Here is a 24,070-nt window from a genome sequence, read left to right on the forward strand (position 1 = left end):
GTTACGCGTTGTAGGAGGTGAGGGGGAGATGACGGCGTTCGACCGCGATCTACCTGCTGTCCCGCGCATCTCCGAGCGCCCTCAGCAGGGCATACGTGACGCTGTGCGGTCTGATCATCACCGTAACGAGGTTGCGCAGCGTCACCGCCGGAGGTCTAGGCTGTCTGCTGTTCCCGATGATCCATCCATCTCTAGTGATCGAGAATTCGACGTGACGAGTGCGTTGACGCTGCCCACCGGCAGCCAGCTGGCGTCGTCCTGGCCGGAGCTGCCGCCCGGGTCCCAGCCCCTGCCCCGCGACCTGGACCACCTCCTCGCGCTCCGGGTACCCGGGCTGATCGCTACCCGCCGTCACATCCACTCGCACCCAGAGCTCTCCGGCACCGAGTTCGAGACGGCCGCACTGATCGCCAGGGAGCTCTCACTGGCCGGGTTGAAGCCGCGACTGCTGCCCAAGGGCAACGGCGTGATCTGCGACGTCAACGGCCGCCCGGACGGCCCGGTCATCGCGCTGCGCGCCGACATCGACGCACTGCCGCTGGACGACCCCAAGGACGTGCCCTACCGGTCCACGGTGCAGGGCGTCTGCCACGCCTGCGGGCACGACGTGCACACCACGATCCTGCTCGGCGTCGGCATGCTGCTGGCCCAGCTCGCCGACCTCGGCGAGCTGGACGGCCGGGTCCGGCTCATCTTCCAGCCGGCCGAGGAGATCCTGCCCTGCGGCTCGCTGGAGGTCATCGAGGCCGGCGGCCTGGACGACGTGGCGCAGATCTTCGCGCTGCACTGCGACCCGAACCTGCCGGTGGGTCAGGTCGGCCTGCGGGTCGGTCCGATCACCGCGGCCGCCGACAACGTCACCGTCCGGCTCAGCGGCCCGGGCGGGCACACCGCCCGCCCGCACCTGACCGTCGACCTGGTGGACGCGCTCGGCCGGCTGATCACCGAGGTGCCCGCCCTGGTCAGCCGCCGGGTGCCGGCCAACAGCGGGCTGCTGCTGGTCTTCGGCCACGCCTCGGCCGGCACCCGCTACAACGTCATCCCCTCCGAGGCGTCCGCCTCCGGCACCCTGCGGGTGATGGACCGCGACACCTGGGAACAGGCTCCCAAGATCGTGGCTCAGGTCGTCCGGGACGTGATCGCGCCGACCGGTGCGACCGTCGATCTGGAATACCTGCGCGGCCGGCCACCGGTGTGCAACGACGCGCGGGCGATCCAGGTGCTGACCGCCGCCACCGCCGCCGCGCTCGGCCCGGACGGCATCGCCGAGACGCCGCAGAGCATGGGCGGCGAGGACTTCTCCTGGTACCTGGAGTACGTCCCCGGCGCCCTCGCCCGGCTCGGCGTGGGCCGCTCCGGCCCCAACGTCGACCTGCACCGCGCGTCCTTCGACGTCGACGAGGGGGCCATCCCGGCCGGCGTACGCGTCATGGTGCAGACCGCGCTGCGGGCACTGGCGGCGGTGCGCTGACCGGAGCGACCAGGGCCGGCTCCTTCTTCCGCCGGCGCAGCACCAGCAGCAGCACCGCCAGCGGTACGCCGAGCGCCACCAGCCAGGGCAGCAGCGCGCCCAGCACGGTGAGCAGGACGGTCAGCGAGGCGACGAACGCCTTCCAGCCGCCCTTCAGCCCGACCAGGAAGCCGGTCTCGGTCTTCTCCTCGGGGGTCTTGGCAGCCGGCCCGGCCAGCGACACGGTGATCGTGGAGAGGGCGGTCAGGTCGGACAGCCGCCGCTTCTTGGCCTCCAGCGACGCCAGGTCGGCCTCGCGGCGACCCAGCTCGTTCTCCAGCGACACCAGGTCGGTGATCGAGGTGGCTCGGCCGAGGAGCCGGCGTGCGCTGTCGACCCGGGCCCGTTGACTGGTGATCCGGGCGTCCAGGTCGACGGTCTCCTCGGTGACGTCCTGGGTGCTGATCTCCCGGCTCTGCTGCTTGCCGAGCTGCGCGATCTCCTCCACCACGCCGGCGAACTTCGCCGCCGGCACCCGCAGCTGCAACTCCGCGACCGCGTCGGCCTCGGCGCTGCGCCGCTGGTCACCGCCGATGAAGCCACCCGCTCGGGTGACCGCGGCGGCGACCTCGCGGGCGGCGCCGTCCACATCGTCCACCTGGACCCGCATGGCTCCGGTGTAGATGATCGCCCGCTGGTCCACCCGCAGGTCCGGAGCGCCGGCTCCGGCAGCCCCCGGCGCCCCGGCGGCGCTGTCCTTGTCCGCCGCGCCGCCGTTCGCCGCCGGTGCCTCGGCCGCCGCGCCCGCCGTGTCCCGTGCACCGCTGTCGCCGGCACCGCACCCGGTCAACCCGAGCACCGCCGCCAGCGCCGTCGCCGCCAGCAGTGCGCCGCGGCGTCGTCCCGCCCGTCCGTCCATCCCCGCTCCCATCGTCGTCAGCCGGTGTGGCGATACCTCGGACGCGGCGCGCTCGTCGGCTGGTTCCGGCAGACTGCGCTGAGGACGTCACGATTCGATAATCGAGGAGTCACGATGCGGCTCACCAAGTACGCCCACTCCTGTATCCGGGTGGAACACGACGGGGGAGTGCTCGTCGTCGACCCCGGGGTGTTCAGCGACCCTGCGGCGTTGGACGGTGCGGACGCGGTGCTGATCACCCACGAACACCCCGACCACCTCGATCTGGCGGCGGTGCGCCTGCAACTCGACCGGCGACCGTTTCCGATCCACGGGCCCGCCTCGCTCGCCGGCACCCTGGGCGACACGGCCGAGGCGTTGCATCCGGTCGCGGCCGGTGAGTCCTTCACCGCCGCCGGGGTGGCCGTCCGCGCCTACGGCGGGAGACACGCGGTGATCCATCCGGACATCCCGGTGGTGGACAACCTCGGGTTCCTGATCAACGACGTGGTCTACCACCCGGGCGACGCCCTGGTGGTGCCGGAGGAGACGCCGGTCGACACGCTCTTCGCGCCGATCCACGCCCCCTGGTCGAAGTTCTCCGAGGTGGTCGACTTCATCCGGGCGGTCGCCCCGCGCCGCGCGTACGCGTTGCACGACGGGTTGCTCAACGACACCGGGCTGGGCGTGCTCGACCGTCAGTACTCGGCGCTGTCCGGCACCGAGTACCAGCGCCTGGAGCCCGGTAGCCGGGTGGACGTCTGAGGCCATGCCCGGCCCCTCCCCGGAGCTGGTGCAGCAGCTCTACCGCACCCCACCGGAGCGGTTCGTGGCCGCCCGGGACGCCGCCGTGGCCGAGGCCCGCCGCGCCGGCGACCCGACCACGGCCCGGCAGTTGGCCCGGTTGCGCCGCCCCACGGTGGCCGCCTGGCTGGTGAACCTGCTCGCCATCGACCGTCCCGAGCTGGTCGCCGACCTGGTCCAGCTCGCCGACGCGCTGCGGGCCGCCCAGCGGGAGCTGCGTGGGCCGCGGCTCCGGGAGCTGTCCGCGCAACGCCGGGCGGTGGTCGGCGCGCTGGTCGCCGAGGTCCGCAAGCTCGCCGCGGCGGAGCCGGACGCGCCGTCGGCCGGCAAGCTGCCGTTGGCCGAGGTGGAGGCGACCCTGAACGCGGCGCTCTCCGACGCCGAGGTCGCCGAGCAGGTCCGGTCCGGGCGTCTGCTGCGATCGGCCAGCTACGCCGGCTTCGGCGAGGTGCCCCGCCCGCAGCTGCGGCTGGTCACCGGCGATGAGGAGGATCGGGCCGAGGAACGCCCGGCCCGCCGACCCGGCACCCAGCGGACGGGTCCCGAGGCGGCCCCCCGTACCGACCGGGCCGCGGAACGCGCCGAGCGGGCGGCGCAGCGGGCGGCCCAGGCCGAGCGGGCGCGGCAGCGCCGGGCGCTGGACCGGGAACTGGCCAGGGCCCGGACCGATCAGGAGCGGGCCGAGGCCGAGTTGACCGAGGCGACCGGGCAGGAACGGGACGGCGTCGCCGTGCTCGACGGGATAGAGACCGAGCTGGCCGAGCTGGAGCGGCGGCGGGCGGTGGCGGAGCAGGACCTCAGCCGGGCCAAGCTGGCCCGGCGTGCGGCCGAGCGGGCCGTCACCGTGGCCCGGCGGCGCGCCGGCGAGGTGGAGGCGGCGGTCGAGGCGCTGGCGGCCGAAGAGGGGGATGCGGACTCGGGCGGTGGCCCGGCAGACTGACCATCGATGGACGACGACGAGTGGCCGGACCGTCCCGGGCCGGCGATCCCGGATCCGGAAGCCGCCGTGGCCGGCGGGTCGAGGCACCCGACGTTGGCGTCCGGATGACACCGGAGCAGGTCGCCGCCGCCAGCAAGCCCGTCGCGCTCGACCTGGGCGACCGATACAGCCGGTGCCCGACCACACTGCGCCGGGCACGGCTGCTCGGCATCTCCGGCTGGGCCTTCTACATCAGCGGGCGGGCCGGTGCTCTCGGCGACGTACGGGCCGAGACGGCGGCCGCGGCACTCGGCTTCGTCGCCCCGGACGCGGTCGCCGACGGCTGGGACGCGGCGGCCCGGGTCCTCCGGCCGGCCGAGGTCGCCGCCGCGAGCCTCGCCGAGTGCTGCCGGTGGGGGGCGCAGCGGTTGGGCGCCCTGCCCACCGTCGAGCGCCTGGCCGGGCTGGTCGAGCGGGCGGTGGCGGCGGCGGACGCCAGCGGCATGCCACTCTTCGCCGCGTGGCGGGCCATGCCACTGCCGGATCTCTCCCCGGGCGCCCGGAGCGCCGCCGGGCTGCGGCTGCTCCGCGAACACTTCGCCGGCGCCTACCTGTTGGCGGTACGCGCCGCCGGGATGACCCCGCTGGAGGCCGTGCTGGCCGGGCCGGAGGGGGAGGCCGGTGCGGTCGCCTGTGGCTGGTCGCCGCCGTACCCGCCGGTCGGGCCGCTGGTGCGCCGGCGGCTCTGGGCGGAGGCCGTCACCGACCGGCTGGCCGCACCGGCGTTCGCGGCGCTCGGCCCCGCCGACGGCATCGAGCTGGTGGAACTGCTGCACCAGACCCGGGCCGACCTCGCCGCCCGGTGAAAAATCGGCGGCGCTCGCGGGCCTCGGCTGTCAGGATCACCTGCCGTGACCCTTCCTGCTGGCTGGACCGTGCGCCGGCCCACCCTCGACGACGTGCCGGCGATCCTCGCGGTGGTGCACGCCGCCGACACCTTCGCCATCGGTCATCCCGACTTCGACGCCGAGGACGTTGCCGAGTCGCTGACCGGCCCGTTCTTCGACCCGGCTCGTGACTCCTGGCTGGCACTGGACCCGGACGACACCGTGGTGGGCTGGGCGACCGTCGACAACCCGACCGGGGTGGGCAGGGAGTTCGTCGAGGTCTACGTCGATCCGGAGCGGGGCGCTGCGGTCCGGGCGCCGCTGCTGGCCCGGCAACTGGACCGGGTCGCCGAGCGGGCGGCCGAGCGGGGGCTGCCCGCACTCACCGTCCGCTGCGCGGTCTTCGCGCCGGAACGTGACTGGGAACGCGACCTGCGGACGGTCGGCTTCACCCTGGCCAAGAGATACGTCCGGATGCGCCGCCCGCTGGCCGACCTGCCCGCCGAACCGCCCCCGCCGCCCGGGATGACGGTGCGGCCGGTCCGCTCCGACGACGAGGCCGAACTCCGGGAGTTCCACCGCATCCAGGACGCCGCCTTCCGCGACACCCCGGACCACGAGCCGCTGTCGTACGAGCGGTGGCGGGCCCGGATCGGTGACATGACCGCCTGGGACGAATGGTTCGTCGCCGAGGTCGACGGGGCGGTGGCGGGCGCGTTGCAGTCCTCGGATCAGGCGCTCGACCAGCAGGAGGGCTTCGTGCGGAGCCTGGCGGTGCTGCCCGCGTACCGCCGGCGGGGGGTGGGCGCCGCGCTGTTGCGCCGCGCCTTCGCCCGCTACGCCGAGAAGGGCCGGCAGGCGGCCGGCCTGGGGGTGGACCTCACAAACCCGACCGCCCCGCTGTCGCTCTACCGGACCGTGGGCCTGCGGGAGACCCGGTGGACGGACATGTACCAGCTGCTCGTCCCGGTTGCCGGTGTGTGATTGACGACGCCGGTCGAGCCCGACGGACGGTCCGGCCGGCGTCGGTAGCAGACTGGCAGCGTGCGACAGCCTCCAGGCCGACTGCGACAGCCCCTAGGCCGACGCGGTGCCGGTGGGGCGGGCCCGCAGCTCGGTGACGTAGTCGTCCGGCGCGCCCGCCTTCTCGGCGGCGTTCGCGATCTCGGAGAGATACCACGACGTCGGCAGGCCGCCCTCGTACCCGTCGAAGACGTAGATCCACGCGGTCACGTCGCCGTCGAGGGTGGAGACCCGAACGTGCAGCTTGCGGTACGTGCCGGCGGCGACCCCCTCAAGCTCGTCGAGCTGGGCCGCGTCGTACGGGTGGATGTCGTAGAGCGCCACGAAGACCCGGTCACCGGGGGACTCGACCAGGGTGCTCACCGCGCCCTCCCAGCCGATCACGTCCGCCCCGGCGAAGGTCAGCCGCCACCCCTCCAGCCAGCCGACGCCCACCATCGGCGAATGCGGGCAGTAGGCGCGCATCCGGGCGGGATCCAGGTTTGAGCCGTAGGCGGCGTGAAGACCCACGGCGATGACGATAGCCGGACAGGCGGGTGGGGGAGAATACGACTGTGCGTGTCGGGTGCGTTCGGGAGAAGAAAGTCACTGTGAGCATCGACGAAGGGCAGACGCTGTGAGCCGGATCGTGATCATCGGTGGGGGGCCGGCCGGGTACGAGGCGGCGCTGGTCGCCGCCCAGCTGGACGCCGATGTCACCGTGGTGGAGGCCGACGGCGCGGGCGGGGCGTGCGTGCTCTCCGACTGCGTTCCGTCGAAGACCTTCATCGCCAGCTCGGAGGTGGTCACCGGCTATCGGGACACGGAAGAGTTCGGGGTGCACTCGGACGGCCTGGAGGCGGTGACCGTCGACGCGCGGGCGGTGCACGAGCGGGTCAAGCGGCTGGCGCTGGCGCAGTCCGCCGACATCCACGCCAAGCTGCTCAAGGCGGGGGTCGCCTTCGTGGCCGGCACCGCCCGGCTGGGTGAGGACACGCTGGGCCACACCCACCGGGTCATCGTCACCCCCGCCGACGGTGGCGAGGAATACTCGATCGCCGCGTCCACCGTGCTGGTGGCCACCGGCTCGACGCCCCGCCAACTGCCCACCGCCGTACCGGACGGTGAGCGGATCCTGACCTGGCGCCAGGTGTACGACCTGCCGGAGCTGCCCGAGCATCTGATCGTGGTCGGCTCCGGCGTGACCGGCGCCGAGTTCGCCAGCGCGTACCTGGCGATGGGGGTCCAGGTCACCCTGGTCTCCAGCCGCGACCGGGTGATGCCGCACGAGGACGCCGACGCGGCGTCGGCCATCGAGCGGGTGTTCCGCAACCGGGGCATGAGCATCCTCAACAACTCCCGCGCCGACGCGGTCCGGCGTACGGCCGACGGCGTCGAGGTGGAGCTCTCCGACGGCCGTAAGGTCTCCGGCTCGCACGCCCTGATCGCGGTCGGTTCGATCCCGAACACCGCCAACCTGGGCCTGACCGAGTACGGCGTGGAGCTGGGCCGGGGCGGCTACGTCACGGTCGACCGGGTGTCCCGGACCAACGTGCCCGGCATCTACGCCGCTGGTGACTGCACCGGCGTCCTGCTGCTGGCCAGCGTCGCCGCCATGCAGGGCCGGATCGCCATGTGGCACGCCCTCGGCGAGGCGGTCCGCCCGCTGCGGCTGCGGACCGTCGCGGCGAACGTCTTCACCGACCCGGAGCTGGCCACCGTGGGCGTCTCCCAGGACGAGGTGGACGCCGGCAAGGTGCCGGCCCGGCAGGTGATGCTGCCGCTGTCGGGCAACGCCCGGGCCAAGATGGACGACCTCTCCGACGGCTTCGTGAAGCTGTTCTGCCGGCCGGCGAGCGGCCAGGTCGTCGGCGGGGTGGTGGTCGCGCCGAAGGCCAGCGAGCTGATCCTGCCGATCACGATGGCGGTGGAGAACAACCTCACCGTCAACGAGTTGGCGCAGACCATCACCATCTACCCGAGCCTCTCCGGCTCGATCACCGAGGCGGCCCGCCAACTAATGCTCCACGAGTTGGAGTAGGACCCACCCTCCGCGTCGCGGTCAGCGGGCGGGCGACGGACGTCCGGGTCAGGGCCACCGCGACGGTGCCTAGTACGGCGACCTCGGTGAGGATGAGCAGGCGCTCGGCCAGGCCGATCAGCACACGGTCGCCGGGGTAGGCGGACCAGATCATCGCCGCGGCCAGGGCCAGGCTGAGCACGACGAGGGTGCGCAGCGTCCGGGCGGTGGGCGCCAGGTCGGGCCGGCGGGCGAGCAGCCAGCCGGCGGCCGGCAGCGCCAGGAAGGCGACCACCGAGGCGTACCGGTGCAGGTAGGCGGCGGTGGTCATGGCGGTGCCCGGCTCGTTCGTCGGCACCACCGCGGCCAGCAGCAGCCCGGCCGCCCACGCGCCGAGCAGCAGCTCGGCCGGCCGACCCGGGGCCGGTTGGGGTGGGCCGGCGCGGCGCAGCCCGTACAGCAGCGCCACGGTGGCGAGCGCGAGAACCACCATCGCGATGTCGATGACGCCGCCGCGGTCGGAGACCGCGAAGTCGCTGATGGTCAGCGCCCACGGGTTGAGGTCGTCGTTGACTTCGAGGTGGCCGATCACGGTCAGCAGCGCCGCCAGGGCGATCCCGCCGAGGGCGAACAGGCCGGTGCTCCGGGTTCCAGGCATGCCTCAGCCTGTCGCTCCGGAGGCCCGAGCCGGATCCGGGACGGCCACCGAAATCGTCCCGGGGGACTACCCCTAGAGGCACCCGGGTGTGCCGCGCCCGACACTCAGTCGATGGGGATGTCGGCTGCCGCTGCGGCCCGGGCGTGCCGTGCACTGACCAGGGTCATGGCCCACCCGGCGGCGGCGAAGCCGGCCGCTGCGGCGGTGGCGATGATGGCCAGCCGCCAGGCCGACTCGGTCAGCGCGGTGCCGCCGAGGTGCCCGACCAGCGCACCGTAGGTGGCCCAGCCCAGCGCCGCCACCGTCTCGTAGAGCACGAACAGCCGGTACGGGTAACGGCTGCGGCCGGCTGAGAAGCAGGCCGCCATTCGCCCGCCGGGCACGAACCGGCAGAGCAGGATGACCAGCGGCCCGGGCTGTCGCAACCCCTGGGTGACCCGGCTGGCGACCCGTCGTGCCCGGCTCGGCTCGGCGTGCCGGGGTGCCCGCCGGTCCGGTGCGCCGCGACCGAGCAGGTAGCAGGCCAGGTCACCGGCGAAGACGCCGAGCGCGCCGACGATGATGGTGACCGGCAGGCTGAGCCCGCCGTAGACGGTGAGCGCACCGCTGGTGATCATGACGATCTGGGTGGGAATCACCGGGACGAAGGCGTCCGCGATCAGCAGGCTGAGCAGCACGAGGTACGCCCAGGTCGGCGATGCGACGTCAGTCAGTAGTTCGGGCACGCGTGCCACCTCGCCGGATGCGGCCGATTGGGTGTCTCGAGCCTGACGGCGTGTCCGGCGTCACCGTGGACAGCCCCACCCCGCCGTGACCGTCGACACGACTGGGCCACCCAGGTACAACGAGGCGAGCCGTCCTCGGGTGACGGTCCGGTGGCCGTCCGCCCGCCCCGCGCCGGTCGGCGGATCGGCGTTCGTCGGCGTACCGTTGTCCGCGCGGCCCCAGCACCGTCGGGTCCCCCGTTCCTGACGATCCGGGTCGCCCAGGGCCGCCGGCGGGTCCCGCGCCGGCGGCCCGCCCTCCCCTCCGCCACGCCAAATCCGGGTGCGTTCCCGATCGCCCGACGGGTACGGTCGCCGCATGCGCAGCGCGGTAGTGGTGACCACGACGCCGGGTGTCCCCGGCGTGCCGCTCTGACGTAACCACCGTCGACCAGGCCTCGGGGCGATCCGCCCCGAGGGCCGCGCGGCGTTCGGAGTCCGGGTCGCCTCCGGGTCGTACCCGATCCAGGAGCGCGACATGATCGACCACCGCAAGCTCGGCCGGGAGCTGGACCTCTTCGTCTCCGACCCGTTGGCCGGCGCCGGCCTGCCGATCTGGCTGCCGGCCGGCGCCGCCGCCCGGCACGCCGTCGAGGAGTACGTCCGTGAGCTGGAGCGCCGGTCCGGCCACCAGCACGTCTACTCGCCGCCGCTGGGCAAGCGCGAACTCTTCGAACTCTCCGGGCACCTCGGCTACTTCGCCGACGACATGTTCCCGCCGATGCGGCTGAGCGCCGACGACGAGTTCGTGCTCCGGCCGGCGCTCTGCCCGCACCACGCGCTGGTCTTCCGAGCCCGGGGCCGCTCCTACCGGGAGTTGCCGCTGCGGATCGCGGAGCTGGGTGGGATGTACCGCTCGGAGCGCTCCGGGGTGCTCGGCGGGCTGTCCCGGGTGCGAGCTATCTCGCTCAACGACGCGCACACCTTCTGCGCGCCCGACCAGGTGGGCGCGGAGGTCGCGGAGATCCTCGGGCTGATCCGTGCCGCGCACGCCGCGCTCGGCGTCCGCCCGGCCGGTTTCCGGCTGTCGCTGCGCGGGCTGGGCGAGAAGTACGTCGGCGACGACGCGCAGTGGGCCCACGCCGAGGAACTGCTCCGGGGTGCGCTGGCCGGGGTGGCGTACGTCGAGGCGCCGGGGGAGGCCGCGTTCTACGGTCCGAAGATCGACATTCAGATCGTCGACGCTGCCGGTCGGGAGTCGACCATCTCCACCATCCAGCTGGACTTCGACAAGCCGGAACGGTTCGACCTGTCGTACACCGACTCCGACGGCGGCCGGCGCCGGCCGGTGATGGTGCACCGCAGCCTGGTCGGCAGCATGGAGCGGTTGTTCGCGTACCTCATCGAGGTGCACCAGGGCGCCTTCCCGGCCTGGTACGCCCCGGTCCAGCTGGTGCTGCTGCCGGTGGACGACGGGCAGGCCGAGGCGGCGGCCGAGCTGGCCCGGCGGGCCCTCGCTGCCGGGCTGCGGGTCGAGGTCGCCGCCCCCGGCTCGTTGGGCGCCCGGATCCGGGACGCGACCCGCCGCCGCGTCCCGTACCTCGGAGTGCTGGGCTCCCGGGAGGAGGCCGACGGGCACCTCGCGCTGCGCCTCCGCGACGGCCGCACCCTGGATCCGATGCCCGCCGCGGCCGCACTGACCCTGATCACCCGCCAGGTCGCCGCCCGCTCGGCCGACCTTTTGCCCCCCGACTGACCCACCCGTCGATCCGGGGTGGGTCGTTGTGAGTGGATCTCCGTTCATGATGATCCGCCCTAGATCGACGCGGGCTGGGGGGACTTGGCGGGTGCGGCGGGGTCTTCCTCGACCACGGCGGCGGTGAACTGGGAGCGGTAGAGCTGGTGGTAGGGGCCGTGGGCGGCCAACAGCTGTTCGTGGGTGCCCTGCTCGACGATGCGGCCGTTCTCCATCATCAGGATCAGGTCGGCGTCGCGAATGGTGGAGAGCCGGTGCGCGATGACGAAACTGGTCCGATCCGAGCGCAGCGCGGCCATCGCGCGCTGGAGCAGCACCTCGGTGCGGGTGTCCACCGAGCTGGTCGCCTCGTCCAGGATCAGCAGGGACGGCTCGGCGAGGAACGCCCGGGCGATGGTGATGAGCTGCTTCTCGCCGGCGCTGACGTTGCTGCCCTCCTCGTCGATGACCGTGTCGTAGCCGTCCGGCAGGCTGCGCACGAACCGGTCGACGAAGGTGGCCCGGGCCGCGGCGAGGATCTCCTCCTCGGTGGCGTCCGGCCGGCCGTACGCGATGTTGTCGCGGATGGTGCCGCCGAAGAGCCAGGTGTCCTGGAGCACCATGCCGATCCGACCCCGCAGGTCGTCGCGGCGCATGGTGGTGATGTCCACCCCGTCCAGGGTGATCCGGCCGGCGTCCAGCTCGTAGAACCGCATGACCAGGTTGACCAGGGTGGTCTTGCCGGCGCCGGTCGGGCCGACGATGGCCACCGTGTGGCCTGGCTCGGCGACCAGCGACAGGTCGTCGATCAGCGGCTTGTCCGGCTCGTACCGGAACGAGACGTGCTCGAACTCGACGCGACCGTGCGGGTCGGTGACTCGGGCCGGCTGAACCGGGTCGGGGCTCTGCTCGTCGGCGTCGAGGACCGCGAAGACCCGCTCGGCCGAGGCCACTCCGGACTGGAGCAGGTTGGCCATCGAGGCGAGCTGGGTGAGCGGCTGGGTGAACTGACGGGAGTACTGGATGAACGCCTGCACATCGCCGAGGCTCATCGTCCCGGAGGCCACCCGCAGCCCACCGACCACCGCGATCGCCACGTAGCTGAGGTTTCCGATGAACATCATCGACGGCATGATGATCCCGGAGATGAACTGGGCGCCGAAGCTGGCCCGGAACAGCTCCTCGTTCTTGGCGTTGAACGCGGCCTCCACCTCGCGTTGCCGGCCGAAGACCTTCACCAGCTCGTGACCGGTGTAGGCCTCCTCGATCTGGCCGTTCAGCTCGCCGGTGTGCTTCCACTGCGCGATGAACTGCTGCTGGGAGCGCTTGGCGATGCGCTGGGTGACCAGCACCGACAGCGGCACCGCGACCAGGGCCACCAGGGCCAGCAGCGGCGAGATCCAGAACATCACGGCCAGCACGCCGACCACGGTCAGCAGCGAGGTGAGCAGCTGGCTGAGCGTCTGCTGGAGGCTGGTCGAGATGTTGTCGATGTCGTTGGTGACCCGGCTGAGCAGCTCGCCGCGGGGTTGCCGATCGAAGTACGGCAGCGGCAGCCGGTTGAGCTTCTCCTCCACCTCGGCGCGCAGCCGCAGCACGGTGCGCTGGACCACCCCGTTGAGCAACCAGCCCTGCCACCAGGACAGCACGCTCGCGGCGAGGTAGAGCCCGAGCGCCAGCAGCAGCACCCGGCTCAGGGCGCTGAAGTCGATGCCCACGCCGGGCACCACGTCCATTCGGCCCAGCATGTCGGCGAAGCTGTCGTTGCCGCCGGCCCGGGCCGCCGCGACGGCCTGCTCGGTGCTGGTGCCCGCCGGCAGTTGCCGACCGATCACCCCGTTGAAGATCAGGTCCGTGGCGTGGCCGAGGATCTTCGGTCCGACCACGCTGAACCCGACGCTCACCACGGCCAGGGTGATGATGGCGGCCAGGTGCAGCCGGTGCGGGCGCAGCCGGCCGAGCAGCCGCCGGGCGGACGGCCCGAAGTTCATCGACTTCTCGGCGGGCATCCCCGCGCCCGCCCACGGCGGCCCACCGCCCTGCCGGCCGGGGGGCAGCCGCTTCGGCGTCGGCCCGTCGCCGGCCGGCTTCTGCGTGGGTACGGCCGCGGTCCGCGGCTCGTCGGGCTCGCTCATGCCGGCACCTCCGCCGTCTGCTGGGAGGCCACGATCTCGGCGTACGTCGGGCAGCTCTCCAGCAACTCCTCGTGTCGTCCCACTCCGACGACCCCCCCGTCCTCAAGCACGATGATCTGATCGGCGTCGACGATCGTGGAGACCCGCTGGGCCACGATCACCACCGCGGACTGCGCGGTGACCGGACGTAGCGCCGCCCGCAGCCGCGCGTCGGTGCCGAGGTCGAGCGCGGAGAACGAGTCGTCGAAAAGGTAGATCTCCGGCTGTTTGACCAGGGCCCGGGCGATGGCCAGGCGTTGGCGCTGCCCGCCGGAGACGGTGCTGCCACCCTGGGCGATCGGAGCATCCAGCCCGCCGGGCATCTGGGCCACGAAGTCCCGGGCCTGGGCGAGCTCCAGGGCCCGCCACAGCTCGTCGTCGGTGGCGTCCGGGTTTCCGTAGCGCAGGTTGCTGGCGACCGTGCCGGTGAACAGGTACGGCCGCTGCGGCACCAGGCCGATGCGCCGCCACAGCTCGTCGGGCGCCAGCTCCCGCACGTCCACGCCGTCGACCAGCACCGCGCCGGCGCTGACGTCGACCAGGCGGGGAATGAGTGACAGCAGGGTGGTCTTGCCCGCGCCGGTGCTGCCGATGATCGCTGTGGTGGTGCCGGGGGTCGCTCGGAAGGAGATGTCCCGCAACACCGGCTCGACCGCGCCCGGGTACTGGAAGCGCACCCCGCGCAGCTCCAGCTCGGCCCTGGTGGGCGGCTCAGCGATGGGCTCGGCGGCGGGAACCACCGAGGAGTCGGTGTCCAGCACCTCGACGATCCGCTCGGCGCAGACCGCGGCCCGGGGCACCATCATCAGCATGAAGGTGGCCATCATGACGGCCATCAGGATCTGCATCAGGTACTGGAGGAAGGCGGTGAGCGCGCCGACCTGGATCGCGCCGGAGTCGACCCGCTGGGCGCCGAACCAGAGCACCGCCACGCTGGAGACGTTCAGCACCAGCATGACCACCGGGAAGATCAGTGCCAGCAGTCGGCCGGTACGCAGCGCGGTGGCGGTCAGGTCGGCGTTGGCGACGGCGAAGCGGTCCGTCTCGTACGGCTCGCGGACGAAGGCGCGGACCACCCGGATGCCGGTGATCTGCTCGCGCAGCACCCGGTTGACCGTGTCGATCCGGGTCTGCATCAGCCGGAAGCCTGGCACCATCCGACGGATGATCATGCTGAGCGCGACGGCCAGGACCGGCACGCTGACCAGCATCAGCCAGGAGAGCCCGAGATCCTCCCGGAGCGCCATCACCACACCGCCAACGCTCATGATCGGTGCGGCGACCAGCATGGTGCAGCTCATCAGCACGAGCATCTGCACCTGCTGCACGTCGTTCGTGTTGCGGGTGATCAGCGACGGTGCGCCGAACCGGGCCACCTCGCGGGCGGAGAAGCGGTTGACGTGCCCGAACAGGGTCGCCCGGACGTCCCGGCCGAAGCCCATCGCGATCCGTGCGCCCAGGTAGACCGCGGCGATCGAACAGATGATCTGGATCAGGCTGACCAGCAGCATCCAGCCGCCGATGCGCACGATGTAGTCGGTTTCGCCCCGGGCCACGCCCCGGTCGATGATGTCGGCGTTGAGGCTGGGCAGGTAGAGCGACGCCATGGTGCCCACGAACTGGAGCAGCACCACTGCCGTCAACGGTCGCTGGTAGGTGCGCAACTGGTTGCGCAACAGTCGGATCAGCACGCCGGGTCCTTCGCGTCGGTGGGGCGTCCGGTCATCCGCGGGTCGTCCCCGCTGCCGATGACCTCGAGCAGGAAGTCCCGGATCACCTGCGCCTTCGCCGGGTCAGCGTCGACCGAGGTGAGCGGACTTCCGGAGTGCATCAGGGTGGTGAGGGCCGCCACCCGCTCCCGGCCGGCGGGGGTGATGGCGAGCCGGACGCTGCGTCGGTCGCTGTCGTCGCGCTGCCGCTCGACCAGCCCCTCGCGGGCCAGCGTGTCCACGATGCCGGTCAGGGTCGCCGGGCGCACGAAGCCCTTCTCGGCGACCTGGCGGTGGGGCAGCTCGCCGTGCCGGGCGAGCGTCATCAGGGTCACCATGCCGGCCTGGGTGAGACCGTGCTCCTCGGCGAGGTAGCGGTTCCACCGCTGCCCGACGAGGTGCCCGGCCACGACCAGCAGCCGGCCGAGCGGCACGTCCTGGAGAGTGACGATGTCCACGGCAAGCAGGTTAGTCCCCTGATAGTCAGGGGCCAAACGAAATAGCCGCCGCGGTGGCTACGAACATGATCTGCAGAACGGTGCGCTGGCCGAGCGGGGTGACCGGTTGCCCGGCCAGGGTCAGCCCCCGGCGGGCGGCCGAGACGTTGGCCGGGAACATCGCGAGCATCAAGAGGCCGAGCCCGGCGGCGGCCAGGCGGGCGGTTGCCGGAATCAGCAGGCCGACCGCGCCGACCAGCTCCAACACGCCGGTGACGGTGACCAGCAGCCCAGGGCGGGGCATGCCGGGCGGGACCATTGCAATCAGGTCGGTGCGGCGCTGGCCGGCGAAGTGCGCCACGGCGGTCAGCGTGAACATCAGGGCCAGTCCGACCCGTAGTGCGGGGTGCCAGCCGTCCACCGCGTCGACGCCGGCGAAGCCGGTCAACCGGGCCAGTGCGGTGCCGACCAGCAGGGCGATCAGGGGTGCCATTGGAATCCTCCTCGTGAACTTGTCAGTGACAAGATTGCCTGGGCGAGTGGCATCTTGTCACTGACAAGATAGGATTCGGGTATGACCGGAACGCGCGCCTACCACCACGGCGATCTGCGCCGTGCCCTGCTCGCCGCCGCGGTCGAAGCGATCGAGGAGGTGGGGCCCGTCGCGCTGAGCCTGCGCGACCTGGCCCGCCGGGCCGGCGTCTCGCACGCCGCGCCCGCCCACCACTTCGGCGACAAGGCCGGGCTGCTCACCGCGCTGGCCGCCCAGGGCTTCGACCTGTTGGCGCAGGCGCTGACCGCGACGGCCGACGACCTGTTGGACGCCGGTGTCGCGTACGTCGACTTCGCCGTCCGGCACCGCGCGCACTTCGAGGTGATGTTCCGGACCGAGCTCTACCGGGCCGACGACGCCGAACTGGTCGCCGCACAGGAGCGCGCCGGTGCCGCGCTCCGGTCGGGGGTGGCCGCACTGCCCGCCCGTGGCGCGCCCGTCGACGCCGACAGCGACGCGCTCGCCGCCTGGTCGATCGCGCACGGCTTCGCGACCCTCTGGCTGGCCGGCGCACTGCCGGACCGGGTCGGCGACAACCCCAGCGACGCAGCCCGCGAAGTCCTCAAGCGCCTGACCCGGTAACCACCCACCCCTCCACGGCGTCGATCATGGAGTTGTGGTGGGGGCTCGCCCATTGGTGCCCCTTGTGTGAGGCACCACCACAACTTCATGATCGACACGTCCGTGGGATGCGGGATCACCAGCTCGTGGGCAGCGGCATCCCCTCGGTGAAGCCGGCGGCGCTCTGCACACCGACGACCGCCCGCTCGTGGAACTGCGCCAGGTCCCGCGCGCCGGCATAGGTGAAGGCGCTGCGGACCCCGGCGATGATCTCGTCGATCAGGTCCTCGACGCCGGGCCGGGCCGGGTCCAGGTGCATCCGGGCCGAGGAGATGCCCTCCTCGAACACCGCCTTACGGGCGCGGTCGTACGGGCTGTCGTCGGCCGTACGGGCGCTGACCGCCCGCGCCGAAGCCATCCCGAAGCTCTCCTTGTACCGCCGACCGTCGGCGTCGGTGTACAGATCGCCGGGAGACTCGTAGGTGCCGGCGAACCACGAACCGATCATCACGTTCGAGGCGCCGGCGGCGAGCGCGAGCGCCACGTCACGGGGGTGCCGCACGCCGCCGTCGGCCCAGACGTGCCGGCCGAGCTCGCGGGCCGCCACCGAGCAGTCGAGCACGGCGGAGAACTGGGGTCGGCCCACGCCGGTCATCATCCGGGTGGTGCACATCGCCCCCGGGCCGACGCCGACCTTGATGATGTCGGCGCCCGCCTCGACCAAGTCACGTACCCCCTCGGCGGTCACCACGTTGCCGGCCGCCACCGGCACCCCCGGGTTCAGCTTGCGGACCGCCCGCAGCGCCGACATCATCCGCGCCTGGTGGCCGTGAGCGGTGTCCACGACCAGCGTGTCCACCCCCGCCTCCAGCAGCGCGGCGGCCTTGCCGGTGACGTCCCCGTTGATCCCGACCGCGGCCGCGATGCGCAGCCGACCCCGGTCGTCCACCGCCGGCGTGTAGAGCGTGGCCCGCAACGCGCCCTGGCGGGTCAACACCCCGACCAGTCGGCCGTCGGCGTCCACCACCGGAGCGAGCCGGCGCCGCCCCGCGGAGAGCAGGTCGAAGCCGGCACGCGGGTCCGCGTCCGCCGGGACGGTGTGCAGCTCGGTGGACATCACGTGCCGCAACTGGGCGAACCGGTCCACGCCCATGGTGTCCGCCTCGGTCACCACGCCCATTGGCCGGCCGGCCTCGTCGACCACGATCACCGCGCCGTGCGAGCGCTTCGGCAGCAGGTGGATGGCGTCACCCACGGTCTCGGTCGGACCGAGCGTGATCGGCGTGTCGTAGACCAGGTGCCGTTGCTTCACCCAGGCGACGACGTTCGCCACCACCTCGATCGGGATGTCCTGCGGAATCACGGCGATCGCGCCCCGCCGGGCCACCGTCTCGGCCATCCGCCGACCGGCGACGGCGGTCATGTTCGACACCACCAGCGGAATGGTGGTGCCCGTGCCGTCGCCCGTGGACAGGTCGACATCGAGCCGGGAGCCCAGGTCGGAGCGGGCCGGCGCCATGAAGACGTCGGTGTAGGTCAGGTCGTGCGCGGGGGCCGCGCCGTGAAGGAACTGCACCTGGCCATCATTCCTGCCTCCGACCGTCCGCGCCCACGTCGGTGCCGCAAACCACCCCCGCGCCGAGCCCCACCACGGACAAAGTGTTAGGAAGGGCCCCTTCTTATGCACCAGGCGTTAATAAGGTGCCCTTCCTTCAGGCGATGGTGCAGATCGCGGCGCCGGCGGTGATCACGGCGCCGACCTCGGCGGAGAGTCCGCTGACCGTGCCGGCCTTGTGGGCGTGCAGCGGCTGCTCCATCTTCATCGCCTCCAGCACCACCACCAGGTCGCCCTCGGCGACGGTGTCGCCGTCCGCCACTGCGATCTTGACGATGGTGCCCTGCATCGGCGAGGCGAGGGTGTCGCCGCCGATCGGGGCACCGGCCTTGGCCCCGCCGCGCCGGGTCGACTTGCGCGCGGCCGGTGCGGCGGTGGTCGTACCCCCGCCGAAGCCGGCGGGGAGGCTGACCTCCAGCCGCTTGCCGCCCACCTCGACCACCACGGTCTCGCGCTCGACCGGCGCCTCGGCGGCGCTGGCGGCGGCGAACGGCGGCACGGTGTTGTGGAACTCCGTCTCGATCCACCGGGTGTGCACGGTGAACGGCTCGGCGGTGAACGCCTCGTCCCGCACCACCAGCCGGTGGAACGGCAGCGCGGTGGCCATCCCCTCGAGCACCATCTCGTCCAGCGCGCGGCGGGCCCGCTCCAGCGCCTCGGTGCGCGTCTCGCCGGTGATGATCACCTTGGCCAGCAGGGAGTCGAAGTTGCCGCCGATCACGTCGCCGGCCGAGATGCCGGTGTCCACCCGGACACCGGGGCCGGTGGGCAGCCGCAGGGCGGTGACGGTGCCGGGGGCGGGCAGGAAGTTGCGGCCCGGGTCCTCGCCGTTGATCCGGAACTCGATCGAGTGCCCGCGCGGCGTCGGGTCCTCGGTGATGCGCAGCTTCTCGCCGTCGGCGATCCGGAACTGCTCGCGGACCAGGTCGATACCGGCGGTCTCCTCGGTCACCGGGTGTTCGACCTGGAGCCGGGTATTGACCTCCAGGAAGGAGATGGTGCCGTCCACGCCGACCAGGTATTCCACCGTGCCGGCGCCGTGGTAGCCGGCCTCGCGGCAGATTGCCTTGGCGCTCTCGTGAATCTGGGCCCGCTGGGCGTCGCTGAGGAACGGCGCGGGGGCCTCCTCAACCAGCTTCTGGTGTCGCCGCTGCAACGAGCAGTCCCGGGTGCCGACCACGATCACGTTGCCGTGCTGGTCGGCGAGGACCTGCGCCTCGACGTGCCGCGGCTGGTCCAGGTAGCGCTCGACGAAGCACTCGCCCCGGCCGAACGCCGCGACCGCCTCCCGGGTGGCCGACTCGAACAGCTGGGGGATCTCCTCCATGGTCCGGGCCACCTTGAGCCCGCGCCCGCCACCACCGAAGGCGGCCTTGATGGCGACCGGCAGGCCGTGGTCGACGGCGAACGCCATCACCTCGTCCGGGCTGGCGACCGGGTCCGGGGTGCCGGGGACCAGCGGCGCGCCGGCGCGCTGGGCGATGTGCCGGGCGGTGACCTTGTCACCCAGATCGCGGATCGCCTGCGGGGTGGGGCCGATCCAGGTCAGCCCGGCGTCGATGACCGCCTGGGCGAAGTCGGCGTTCTCGGACAGGAAGCCGTAGCCGGGGTGCACGGCGTCGGCGCCGGCCCGGGCGGCCACGTCGAGCAGCTTGTCGATGCGCAGGTACGTGTCGGTCGCGCTGTCCCCGCCGAGCGCGTACGCCTCGTCCGCGAGCGTGGCGTGCAGGGCGTCGCGGTCGGAGTCCGCGTACACGGCGACGCTGCCGAGGCCAGCGTCGCGGCAGGCGCGGATCACCCGGACGGCGATCTCGCCGCGATTGGCGATGAGTACCTTGCGCACCTTCGTGGCTCCTCCCGGCAGGTTACTGACGGGGAGTGTATCGGCCGCCCTGGTGGCCCTAACGATCGCTCAGTGTGGGATGCCGCACTGTGCGTGCCGCGCTCTAGTCAAACTTGCCTATTACGCTTGTCCGGTGTCTGCGACTCGGATGATGATTCTCGGTCTGGTGCGGTGGATGCAGCCCGTACACGGCTATGACGTGCGCCGCGAGCTGCTGAGCTGGAGCGCCGACAAGTGGGCCAACGTGCAGCCCGGCTCGATCTACCACGCTCTGCGAAAGCTCACCGAGGAAGGGCTGCTCCGCGCCGTCGCGACCGAGCAGGTCGGTGCCCGTCCCGCGCGGACCACGTACGAGGTGACCCCCAAGGGTGAGGACGAGTTCGAGACGTTGCTGCGCGGCCTCTGGTGGAACTTCTCCGAGCCGGTGGACCCGTTCACGGCGGCCTTCTCCTTCCTGCCCGCGATGCCGCGGCCCGAGGCGGCGGCGGCTCTGCGCAACCGGGCCAACCTGCTGCGCGCCGGCATCGAGTCGATGCGCGCCTCGCTTGAGTCGGACTGGGTGCGCAACACCAAGCCGGTCCACGTCGGTTGGATGTTCGAGCTGTGGTCGGCGCGGGCCGAGGCCGAGATGGCCTGGTGCGAGCGGATCGCCGAGAAAATCGATTCCGGAGTGTCGTACCTACCTGCTGAGCTGGAGAGCGCCGAGGGTTGGCCGCAGTGGACGGACGGGACCGAGCCGGCCGCTCCCAACGCGGAATAATCAACGTTGACCATAAGAGCTATATCGCGTTAGCCTGCTGTCGGCACAGCGGGGGAGTGCGCCGTCCGGCGTCGTCCCCTTCGACGGCCGGCTCGACCGGCCCGGACGACCAGGAGCAGAAATGATCGAGACCAGGGGGCTGCGGAAGTCGTTCCGCTCCCGCGCGGGTCGAGAGACGAAGACGGTGGACGCCGTGCGGGGCGTCAACCTCGAGGTCGCCGAGGGCGAGATCTTCGGCTTCCTCGGCCCGAACGGCGCCGGCAAGACCACCACGCTGCGGATGCTCGCCACGCTGATCGAGCCGGACGGCGGCGAGGCCACCATCGCTGGCGCGGACCTGCGCAAGGACCCGGCCGAGGTACGCCGCCGGATCGGCTACGTCCCGCAGGGCGGTAGCACCTGGGACGAGTCCACCGCCCGCGAGGAGCTGGTGCTGCACGCCCGGATGTACGGCATCGGCAAGGCCGACGCGCAGCGCCGCGCAGCCCGCGCGCTGGACGCCTTTCAGCTCACCGAGTACGCCGACCGCAAGTGCAAGACCTACTCCGGCGGCCAGCGCCGGCGGGTGGAGATCGCGCTCGGCATCATCCACGAGCCGAAGATCGTCTTCCTGGACGAGCCGACCACCGGCCTCGACCCGCAGAGCCGCGCGCACATGTGGGACGAGATCCGGCGGCTGCGCCGGGACGGGATGACCGTCTTCATCACCACCCACTACCTCGACGAGGCCGACGCGCTCTGCGACCGGATCGCGATCATGGACAACGGCGAGGTGGTGGCCGAGGGCACCCCGGCCGAGCTCAAGCGGGAGATCTCCGGCGACGTGGTGCTGGTCGGCCTCGACCTGGCCGCCACCCCGCAGGCCGCCCAGGCGCTCGACGGCGAGCCGTACGTCAACAAGCTGGAAACCGCCGACGAGGGCGGCCTGCGCCTCTACGTCGACGAGGGCGCCACCGCCATCCCGCAGGTGCTGCGCCGACTCGACAACGCCGGGCTGGAGCTGCGCTCGATCGAGCTGCACCGGCCCAGCCTGGACGACGTCTTCCTGACCAAGACCGGCCGCTCGCTGCGCGAGTCCTGACCACCCGGAGACGACTCATGAAATTCGCCCGTGACACGTGGCTGATCTTCCAGCGGCAGATCCAACTCCTGCTGCGTAACCCGGTCTGGGTCTTCGTCGGCGTCTTCCAGCCGGTGATGTACCTGCTGCTCTTCGCCCCACTGCTCAAGCCGGCGCTGAACGCGCCCACCCAGGCCGCCGCCTACAAGATCTTCGTACCCGGTCTGCTGGTGCTGCTGGCCATCTTCGGTGGCCTGTTCCAGGGCTTCGGCCTGATCGCCGAGCTGCGCGCCGGGGTCATCGAACGCTCCCGGGTCACCCCGATCAGCCGGCTCGCTCTGCTGCTCGGCCGCTCGCTGCGCGACGTGGTCTCGCTGCTCGTGCAGGCGGTCATCATCACCCTGCTGGCGCTCCTGTTCGACCTGCGGGTGTTCATCGGGGACCTGCTGCTCGCGTACCTGATGCTCGCCCTGATCGCGCTGATGACCTCGGCCGTCTCGTACGGCGTCGCGCTCAAGGTCAAGAGCGAGGACGCGCTGGCCCCGCTGATGAACACGGTGGCGCAGCCGGTGCTGCTGCTCTCCGGAATCCTGCTGCCGCTCACGTTCGCGCCCGGCTGGTTGCAGGCCATCGCCGACTGGAACCCGTTCTCCTGGGCGGTCGACGGCACCCGGGCGCTGTTCGCCGGGGACCTCGGCAGCGACAAGGTCTGGCAGGGCCTGACCATCACCGCGGTGCTCGCCGCGGCGGGGGTCGTCTGGGCCGCACGCCAGTTCGCCCGCAGCGTCCGCTGACGTTCGCGCTCCGGATGTCGGGGTGTCCTTCGCGCGAGGACACCTCGACATCCGCGTTCACGGTTGCCTGCGTTCAGCGCACCCGGGCGAGGGTCAGGCCGTCCGCGACCGGCAGCATCACCGGGTCCACCCGTACGTCGGCCAGCACCTCGTCGTTGAAGGCGGCGATGGCCCGGTCGTCGGCGTTCTGCGGTGCGATCACCCGCCCGCCGCGCAGCACGTTGTCGACGGCGATCACCCCGCCGGGGCGCATCCGGGGCACCAGCTCCGCCCAGTAGACCGGGTAGCCGGTCTTGTCCGCGTCAATGAACGCGAAGTCCAGGTACCGCTCGTGCGGCAGCTCCCGTAGCCGGTCCCCGGCCGGGCCGATACGCAGGTCGATCCGGTCCTGCACGCCCGCGCGAGCCCAGTAGCGCCGGGCGATGCCGGTGAACTCCTCGGAGATGTCAAAGCAGGTCAGCTGCCCGCCCTCGGGCAACCCGCGGGCGATCGCCAGCGACGAGAGCCCGGTGAACGTGCCGACCTCGACGGCCTGCCGCGTGCCGAGCAGCCGGGTGAGGAAGGTCAGGAACGCAGCCTGTTCCGGAGCCACCTGCATCGTGGCGTGCTCCGGCAGCACCGACCGGGTCTCCTCGGCCAGGTCCCGGATGATCTCGTCCGGCGGGGCTCCGTGCGCCACCAGGTAGGCGTGCAGCTCGTCGGTGAGCGGGATCGATTTGGCGGTCATGACCGGACGTTACCGAGCGGCTCGACCGACTGGCCGCCGGGCGCGACCTTCGTCCACAGATCCGTGATCCGCAGGTCCAGCTCGGGGAGGAGGCGGCGCAGCAGCGGCATCGACAGCCCGATCACCGTCCCCGGGTCACCCTCGATCCGCTCCACGAACGGCCCGCCCAGCCCGTCGATGGTGAACGCGCCGGCCACCGCCAGCGGCTCGCCACTGGCCACGTAGGCGGCGATCTCGTCGTCACTGATGTCGGCGAAGTGGACGGTGGTCGAGGCCACCGCCTCAGCGCGCCGCCCGGCGACAACGTCGATCAAACAGTGCCCGCTGTGCAGGACGCCGCTGCGCCCCCGCATGCGCTGCCAGCGCCGGGTGGCGTCTGCCGGATCCGCCGGCTTGCCGAGGATCTCCCCGTCGAACGCGAGCACCGAGTCGCAGCCGATCACCAACGTCCGCTGGTCGGTCGCCGGGCTCAGCCGGGTCAGCACAGCCTGTGCTTTGAGCCGCGCCAACTCCAGGCACAGCTCCTCGGCCCGATCGGTCACGACCAGGGATTCGTCCACCCCGCTGACCAGCACGTCCGGCTCGATGCCGGCGGCCTGGAGTGACTTGCGACGGGCTGGGCTCGCCGAGGCGAGCACGAGACGGAGCGGCAGGGATGCAGACACCCGACCGACGTTACCGGCTCACCACCCTCGCCACGACCATCCGCCCCGCGCCGGCCCGTGCCCACCAGTTCACCCGCTCTTGATCGACTCGATTT

General features: G+C 72.2%; 23 protein-coding genes. 11 read left to right on the forward strand and 12 right to left on the reverse strand.

The genetic code is table 11. The features are described from left to right. The first annotated feature begins 211 nt into the window (after positions 1-211). The gene (locus ABZU69_RS02425; protein ID WP_354962637.1) at positions 212-1,471 is read left to right on the forward strand and encodes an amidohydrolase; all 1,260 of its coding nucleotides are present in this window, start codon (positions 212-214) and stop codon (positions 1,469-1,471) included. Here the strand turns inward: ABZU69_RS02425 and ABZU69_RS02430 are convergent. Then, positions 1,428-2,390, reverse strand: a complete 963-nt coding sequence (locus ABZU69_RS02430) for a DUF4349 domain-containing protein (protein WP_354962938.1) — start codon at positions 2,388-2,390, stop codon at positions 1,428-1,430. The genes ABZU69_RS02425 and ABZU69_RS02430 overlap by 44 nt on opposite strands. 93 nt (positions 2,391-2,483) lie before the next feature. Here ABZU69_RS02430 and ABZU69_RS02435 point away from each other — a divergent pair, with 93 nt between their 5' ends. The 4 genes from ABZU69_RS02435 (at position 2,484) to ABZU69_RS02450 (ending at position 5,942) form a co-directional block, all read left to right on the forward strand. Further along, the gene (locus ABZU69_RS02435; RefSeq protein ID WP_354962638.1) at positions 2,484-3,113 is read left to right on the forward strand and encodes an MBL fold metallo-hydrolase; all 630 of its coding nucleotides are present in this window, start codon (positions 2,484-2,486) and stop codon (positions 3,111-3,113) included. A 4-nt stretch (positions 3,114-3,117) separates the two neighbouring features. Then, positions 3,118-4,092 (forward strand): hypothetical protein, encoded by a 975-nt coding sequence (locus ABZU69_RS02440; protein ID WP_354962639.1) that lies wholly within the window; start codon positions 3,118-3,120, stop codon positions 4,090-4,092. Positions 4,093-4,196: 104 nt separating this feature from the next. Then, the gene (locus ABZU69_RS02445) at positions 4,197-4,937 is read left to right on the forward strand and encodes a hypothetical protein (protein WP_354962640.1); all 741 of its coding nucleotides are present in this window, start codon (positions 4,197-4,199) and stop codon (positions 4,935-4,937) included. A 45-nt stretch (positions 4,938-4,982) separates the two neighbouring features. Continuing rightward, on the forward strand, positions 4,983-5,942 hold the full coding sequence (locus tag ABZU69_RS02450) for a GNAT family N-acetyltransferase (RefSeq protein WP_354962641.1): 960 nt from the start codon (positions 4,983-4,985) through the stop codon (positions 5,940-5,942). Positions 5,943-6,035: 93 nt separating this feature from the next. Here the strand turns inward: ABZU69_RS02450 and ABZU69_RS02455 are convergent, their stop codons facing one another. Continuing rightward, complete coding sequence (locus tag ABZU69_RS02455; protein WP_354962642.1) at positions 6,036-6,491, reverse strand: gamma-glutamylcyclotransferase; 456 nt, start codon at positions 6,489-6,491, stop codon at positions 6,036-6,038. Positions 6,492-6,597: 106 nt separating this feature from the next. Here ABZU69_RS02455 and ABZU69_RS02460 point away from each other — a divergent pair, with 106 nt between their 5' ends. Further along, the gene (locus ABZU69_RS02460; RefSeq protein WP_354962643.1) at positions 6,598-8,001 is read left to right on the forward strand and encodes an NAD(P)H-quinone dehydrogenase; all 1,404 of its coding nucleotides are present in this window, start codon (positions 6,598-6,600) and stop codon (positions 7,999-8,001) included. Here the strand turns inward: ABZU69_RS02460 and ABZU69_RS02465 are convergent. Both ABZU69_RS02465 and ABZU69_RS02470 read right to left on the reverse strand, forming a co-directional pair. Further along, a complete protein-coding gene (locus ABZU69_RS02465) occupies positions 7,958-8,638 on the reverse strand; it encodes a DUF998 domain-containing protein (RefSeq protein ID WP_354962644.1) in 681 nt (226 codons plus the stop codon). The genes ABZU69_RS02460 and ABZU69_RS02465 overlap by 44 nt on opposite strands. Positions 8,639-8,742: 104 nt before the next feature. Then, a complete protein-coding gene (locus ABZU69_RS02470; protein WP_354962645.1) occupies positions 8,743-9,363 on the reverse strand; it encodes a DedA family protein in 621 nt (206 codons plus the stop codon). A gap of 517 nt (positions 9,364-9,880) precedes the next feature. Between ABZU69_RS02470 and thrS the strand changes: the two genes are divergently transcribed. Beyond that, on the forward strand, positions 9,881-11,098 hold the full coding sequence (gene thrS, locus ABZU69_RS02475; protein ID WP_354962646.1) for a threonine--tRNA ligase: 1,218 nt from the start codon (positions 9,881-9,883) through the stop codon (positions 11,096-11,098). A 59-nt stretch (positions 11,099-11,157) separates the two neighbouring features. Here thrS and ABZU69_RS02480 read toward each other — a convergent pair whose 3' ends face one another. The 4 genes from ABZU69_RS02480 to ABZU69_RS02495 are packed head-to-tail and all read right to left on the reverse strand — an operon-like array spanning position 11,158 to position 15,890. Then, the gene (locus ABZU69_RS02480; protein WP_354962647.1) at positions 11,158-13,212 is read right to left on the reverse strand and encodes an ABC transporter ATP-binding protein; all 2,055 of its coding nucleotides are present in this window, start codon (positions 13,210-13,212) and stop codon (positions 11,158-11,160) included. Then, the gene (locus ABZU69_RS02485; RefSeq protein WP_354962648.1) at positions 13,209-14,942 is read right to left on the reverse strand and encodes an ABC transporter ATP-binding protein; all 1,734 of its coding nucleotides are present in this window, start codon (positions 14,940-14,942) and stop codon (positions 13,209-13,211) included. Before ABZU69_RS02485 ends, ABZU69_RS02480 begins: the two co-directional genes overlap by 4 nt. Continuing rightward, positions 14,936-15,418 (reverse strand): MarR family transcriptional regulator, encoded by a 483-nt coding sequence (locus tag ABZU69_RS02490; RefSeq protein ID WP_354962649.1) that lies wholly within the window; start codon positions 15,416-15,418, stop codon positions 14,936-14,938. The genes ABZU69_RS02485 and ABZU69_RS02490 overlap by 7 nt, the downstream gene beginning before the upstream one ends. A 25-nt stretch (positions 15,419-15,443) precedes the next feature. Further along, positions 15,444-15,890, reverse strand: a complete 447-nt coding sequence (locus tag ABZU69_RS02495) for a DoxX family membrane protein (RefSeq protein ID WP_354962650.1) — start codon at positions 15,888-15,890, stop codon at positions 15,444-15,446. Between the two features lie 81 nt (positions 15,891-15,971). Between ABZU69_RS02495 and ABZU69_RS02500 the strand changes: the two genes are divergently transcribed. Further along, entirely contained in the window at positions 15,972-16,532 is a 561-nt protein-coding gene (locus ABZU69_RS02500; protein ID WP_354962651.1) for a TetR/AcrR family transcriptional regulator, read from the forward strand. Positions 16,533-16,647: 115 nt separating this feature from the next. Here the strand turns inward: ABZU69_RS02500 and ABZU69_RS02505 are convergent, their stop codons facing one another. Next, positions 16,648-18,087: a GuaB1 family IMP dehydrogenase-related protein gene (locus ABZU69_RS02505; RefSeq protein ID WP_354962652.1), complete on the reverse strand. Its 1,440-nt coding sequence runs from the start codon at positions 18,085-18,087 to the stop codon at positions 16,648-16,650. Positions 18,088-18,223: 136 nt separating this feature from the next. Continuing rightward, a complete protein-coding gene (locus ABZU69_RS02510) occupies positions 18,224-19,969 on the reverse strand; it encodes a biotin carboxylase N-terminal domain-containing protein (protein ID WP_354962653.1) in 1,746 nt (581 codons plus the stop codon). A 148-nt stretch (positions 19,970-20,117) separates the two neighbouring features. On the opposite strand from ABZU69_RS02510, the gene ABZU69_RS02515 reads away from it, so the two are divergent. From ABZU69_RS02515 to ABZU69_RS02525, 3 genes are all read left to right on the forward strand, one after another. Beyond that, positions 20,118-20,729 carry a PadR family transcriptional regulator gene (locus tag ABZU69_RS02515; RefSeq protein WP_354962939.1) on the forward strand — a complete coding sequence of 204 codons (612 nt, stop codon included), beginning with the start codon at positions 20,118-20,120 and terminating at the stop codon, positions 20,727-20,729. A gap of 121 nt (positions 20,730-20,850) precedes the next feature. Further along, entirely contained in the window at positions 20,851-21,810 is a 960-nt protein-coding gene (locus ABZU69_RS02520; protein ID WP_354962654.1) for an ATP-binding cassette domain-containing protein, read from the forward strand. Positions 21,811-21,827: 17 nt separating this feature from the next. Further along, on the forward strand, positions 21,828-22,583 hold the full coding sequence (locus ABZU69_RS02525; RefSeq protein WP_354962655.1) for an ABC transporter permease: 756 nt from the start codon (positions 21,828-21,830) through the stop codon (positions 22,581-22,583). Positions 22,584-22,656: 73 nt separating this feature from the next. Here the strand turns inward: ABZU69_RS02525 and ABZU69_RS02530 are convergent, their stop codons facing one another. Together ABZU69_RS02530 and ABZU69_RS02535 are read right to left on the reverse strand one after the other, a co-directional pair. Next, the gene (locus ABZU69_RS02530; RefSeq protein WP_354962656.1) at positions 22,657-23,310 is read right to left on the reverse strand and encodes an O-methyltransferase; all 654 of its coding nucleotides are present in this window, start codon (positions 23,308-23,310) and stop codon (positions 22,657-22,659) included. Continuing rightward, complete coding sequence (locus ABZU69_RS02535) at positions 23,307-23,975, reverse strand: Maf family protein (protein WP_354962657.1); 669 nt, start codon at positions 23,973-23,975, stop codon at positions 23,307-23,309. Before ABZU69_RS02535 ends, ABZU69_RS02530 begins: the two co-directional genes overlap by 4 nt. Positions 23,976-24,070: the final 95 nt, after the last annotated feature.

Source organism: Micromonospora sp. NPDC005206, assembly GCF_040608175.1.
Taxonomy (GTDB): Bacteria; Actinomycetota; Actinomycetes; order Mycobacteriales; family Micromonosporaceae; genus Micromonospora.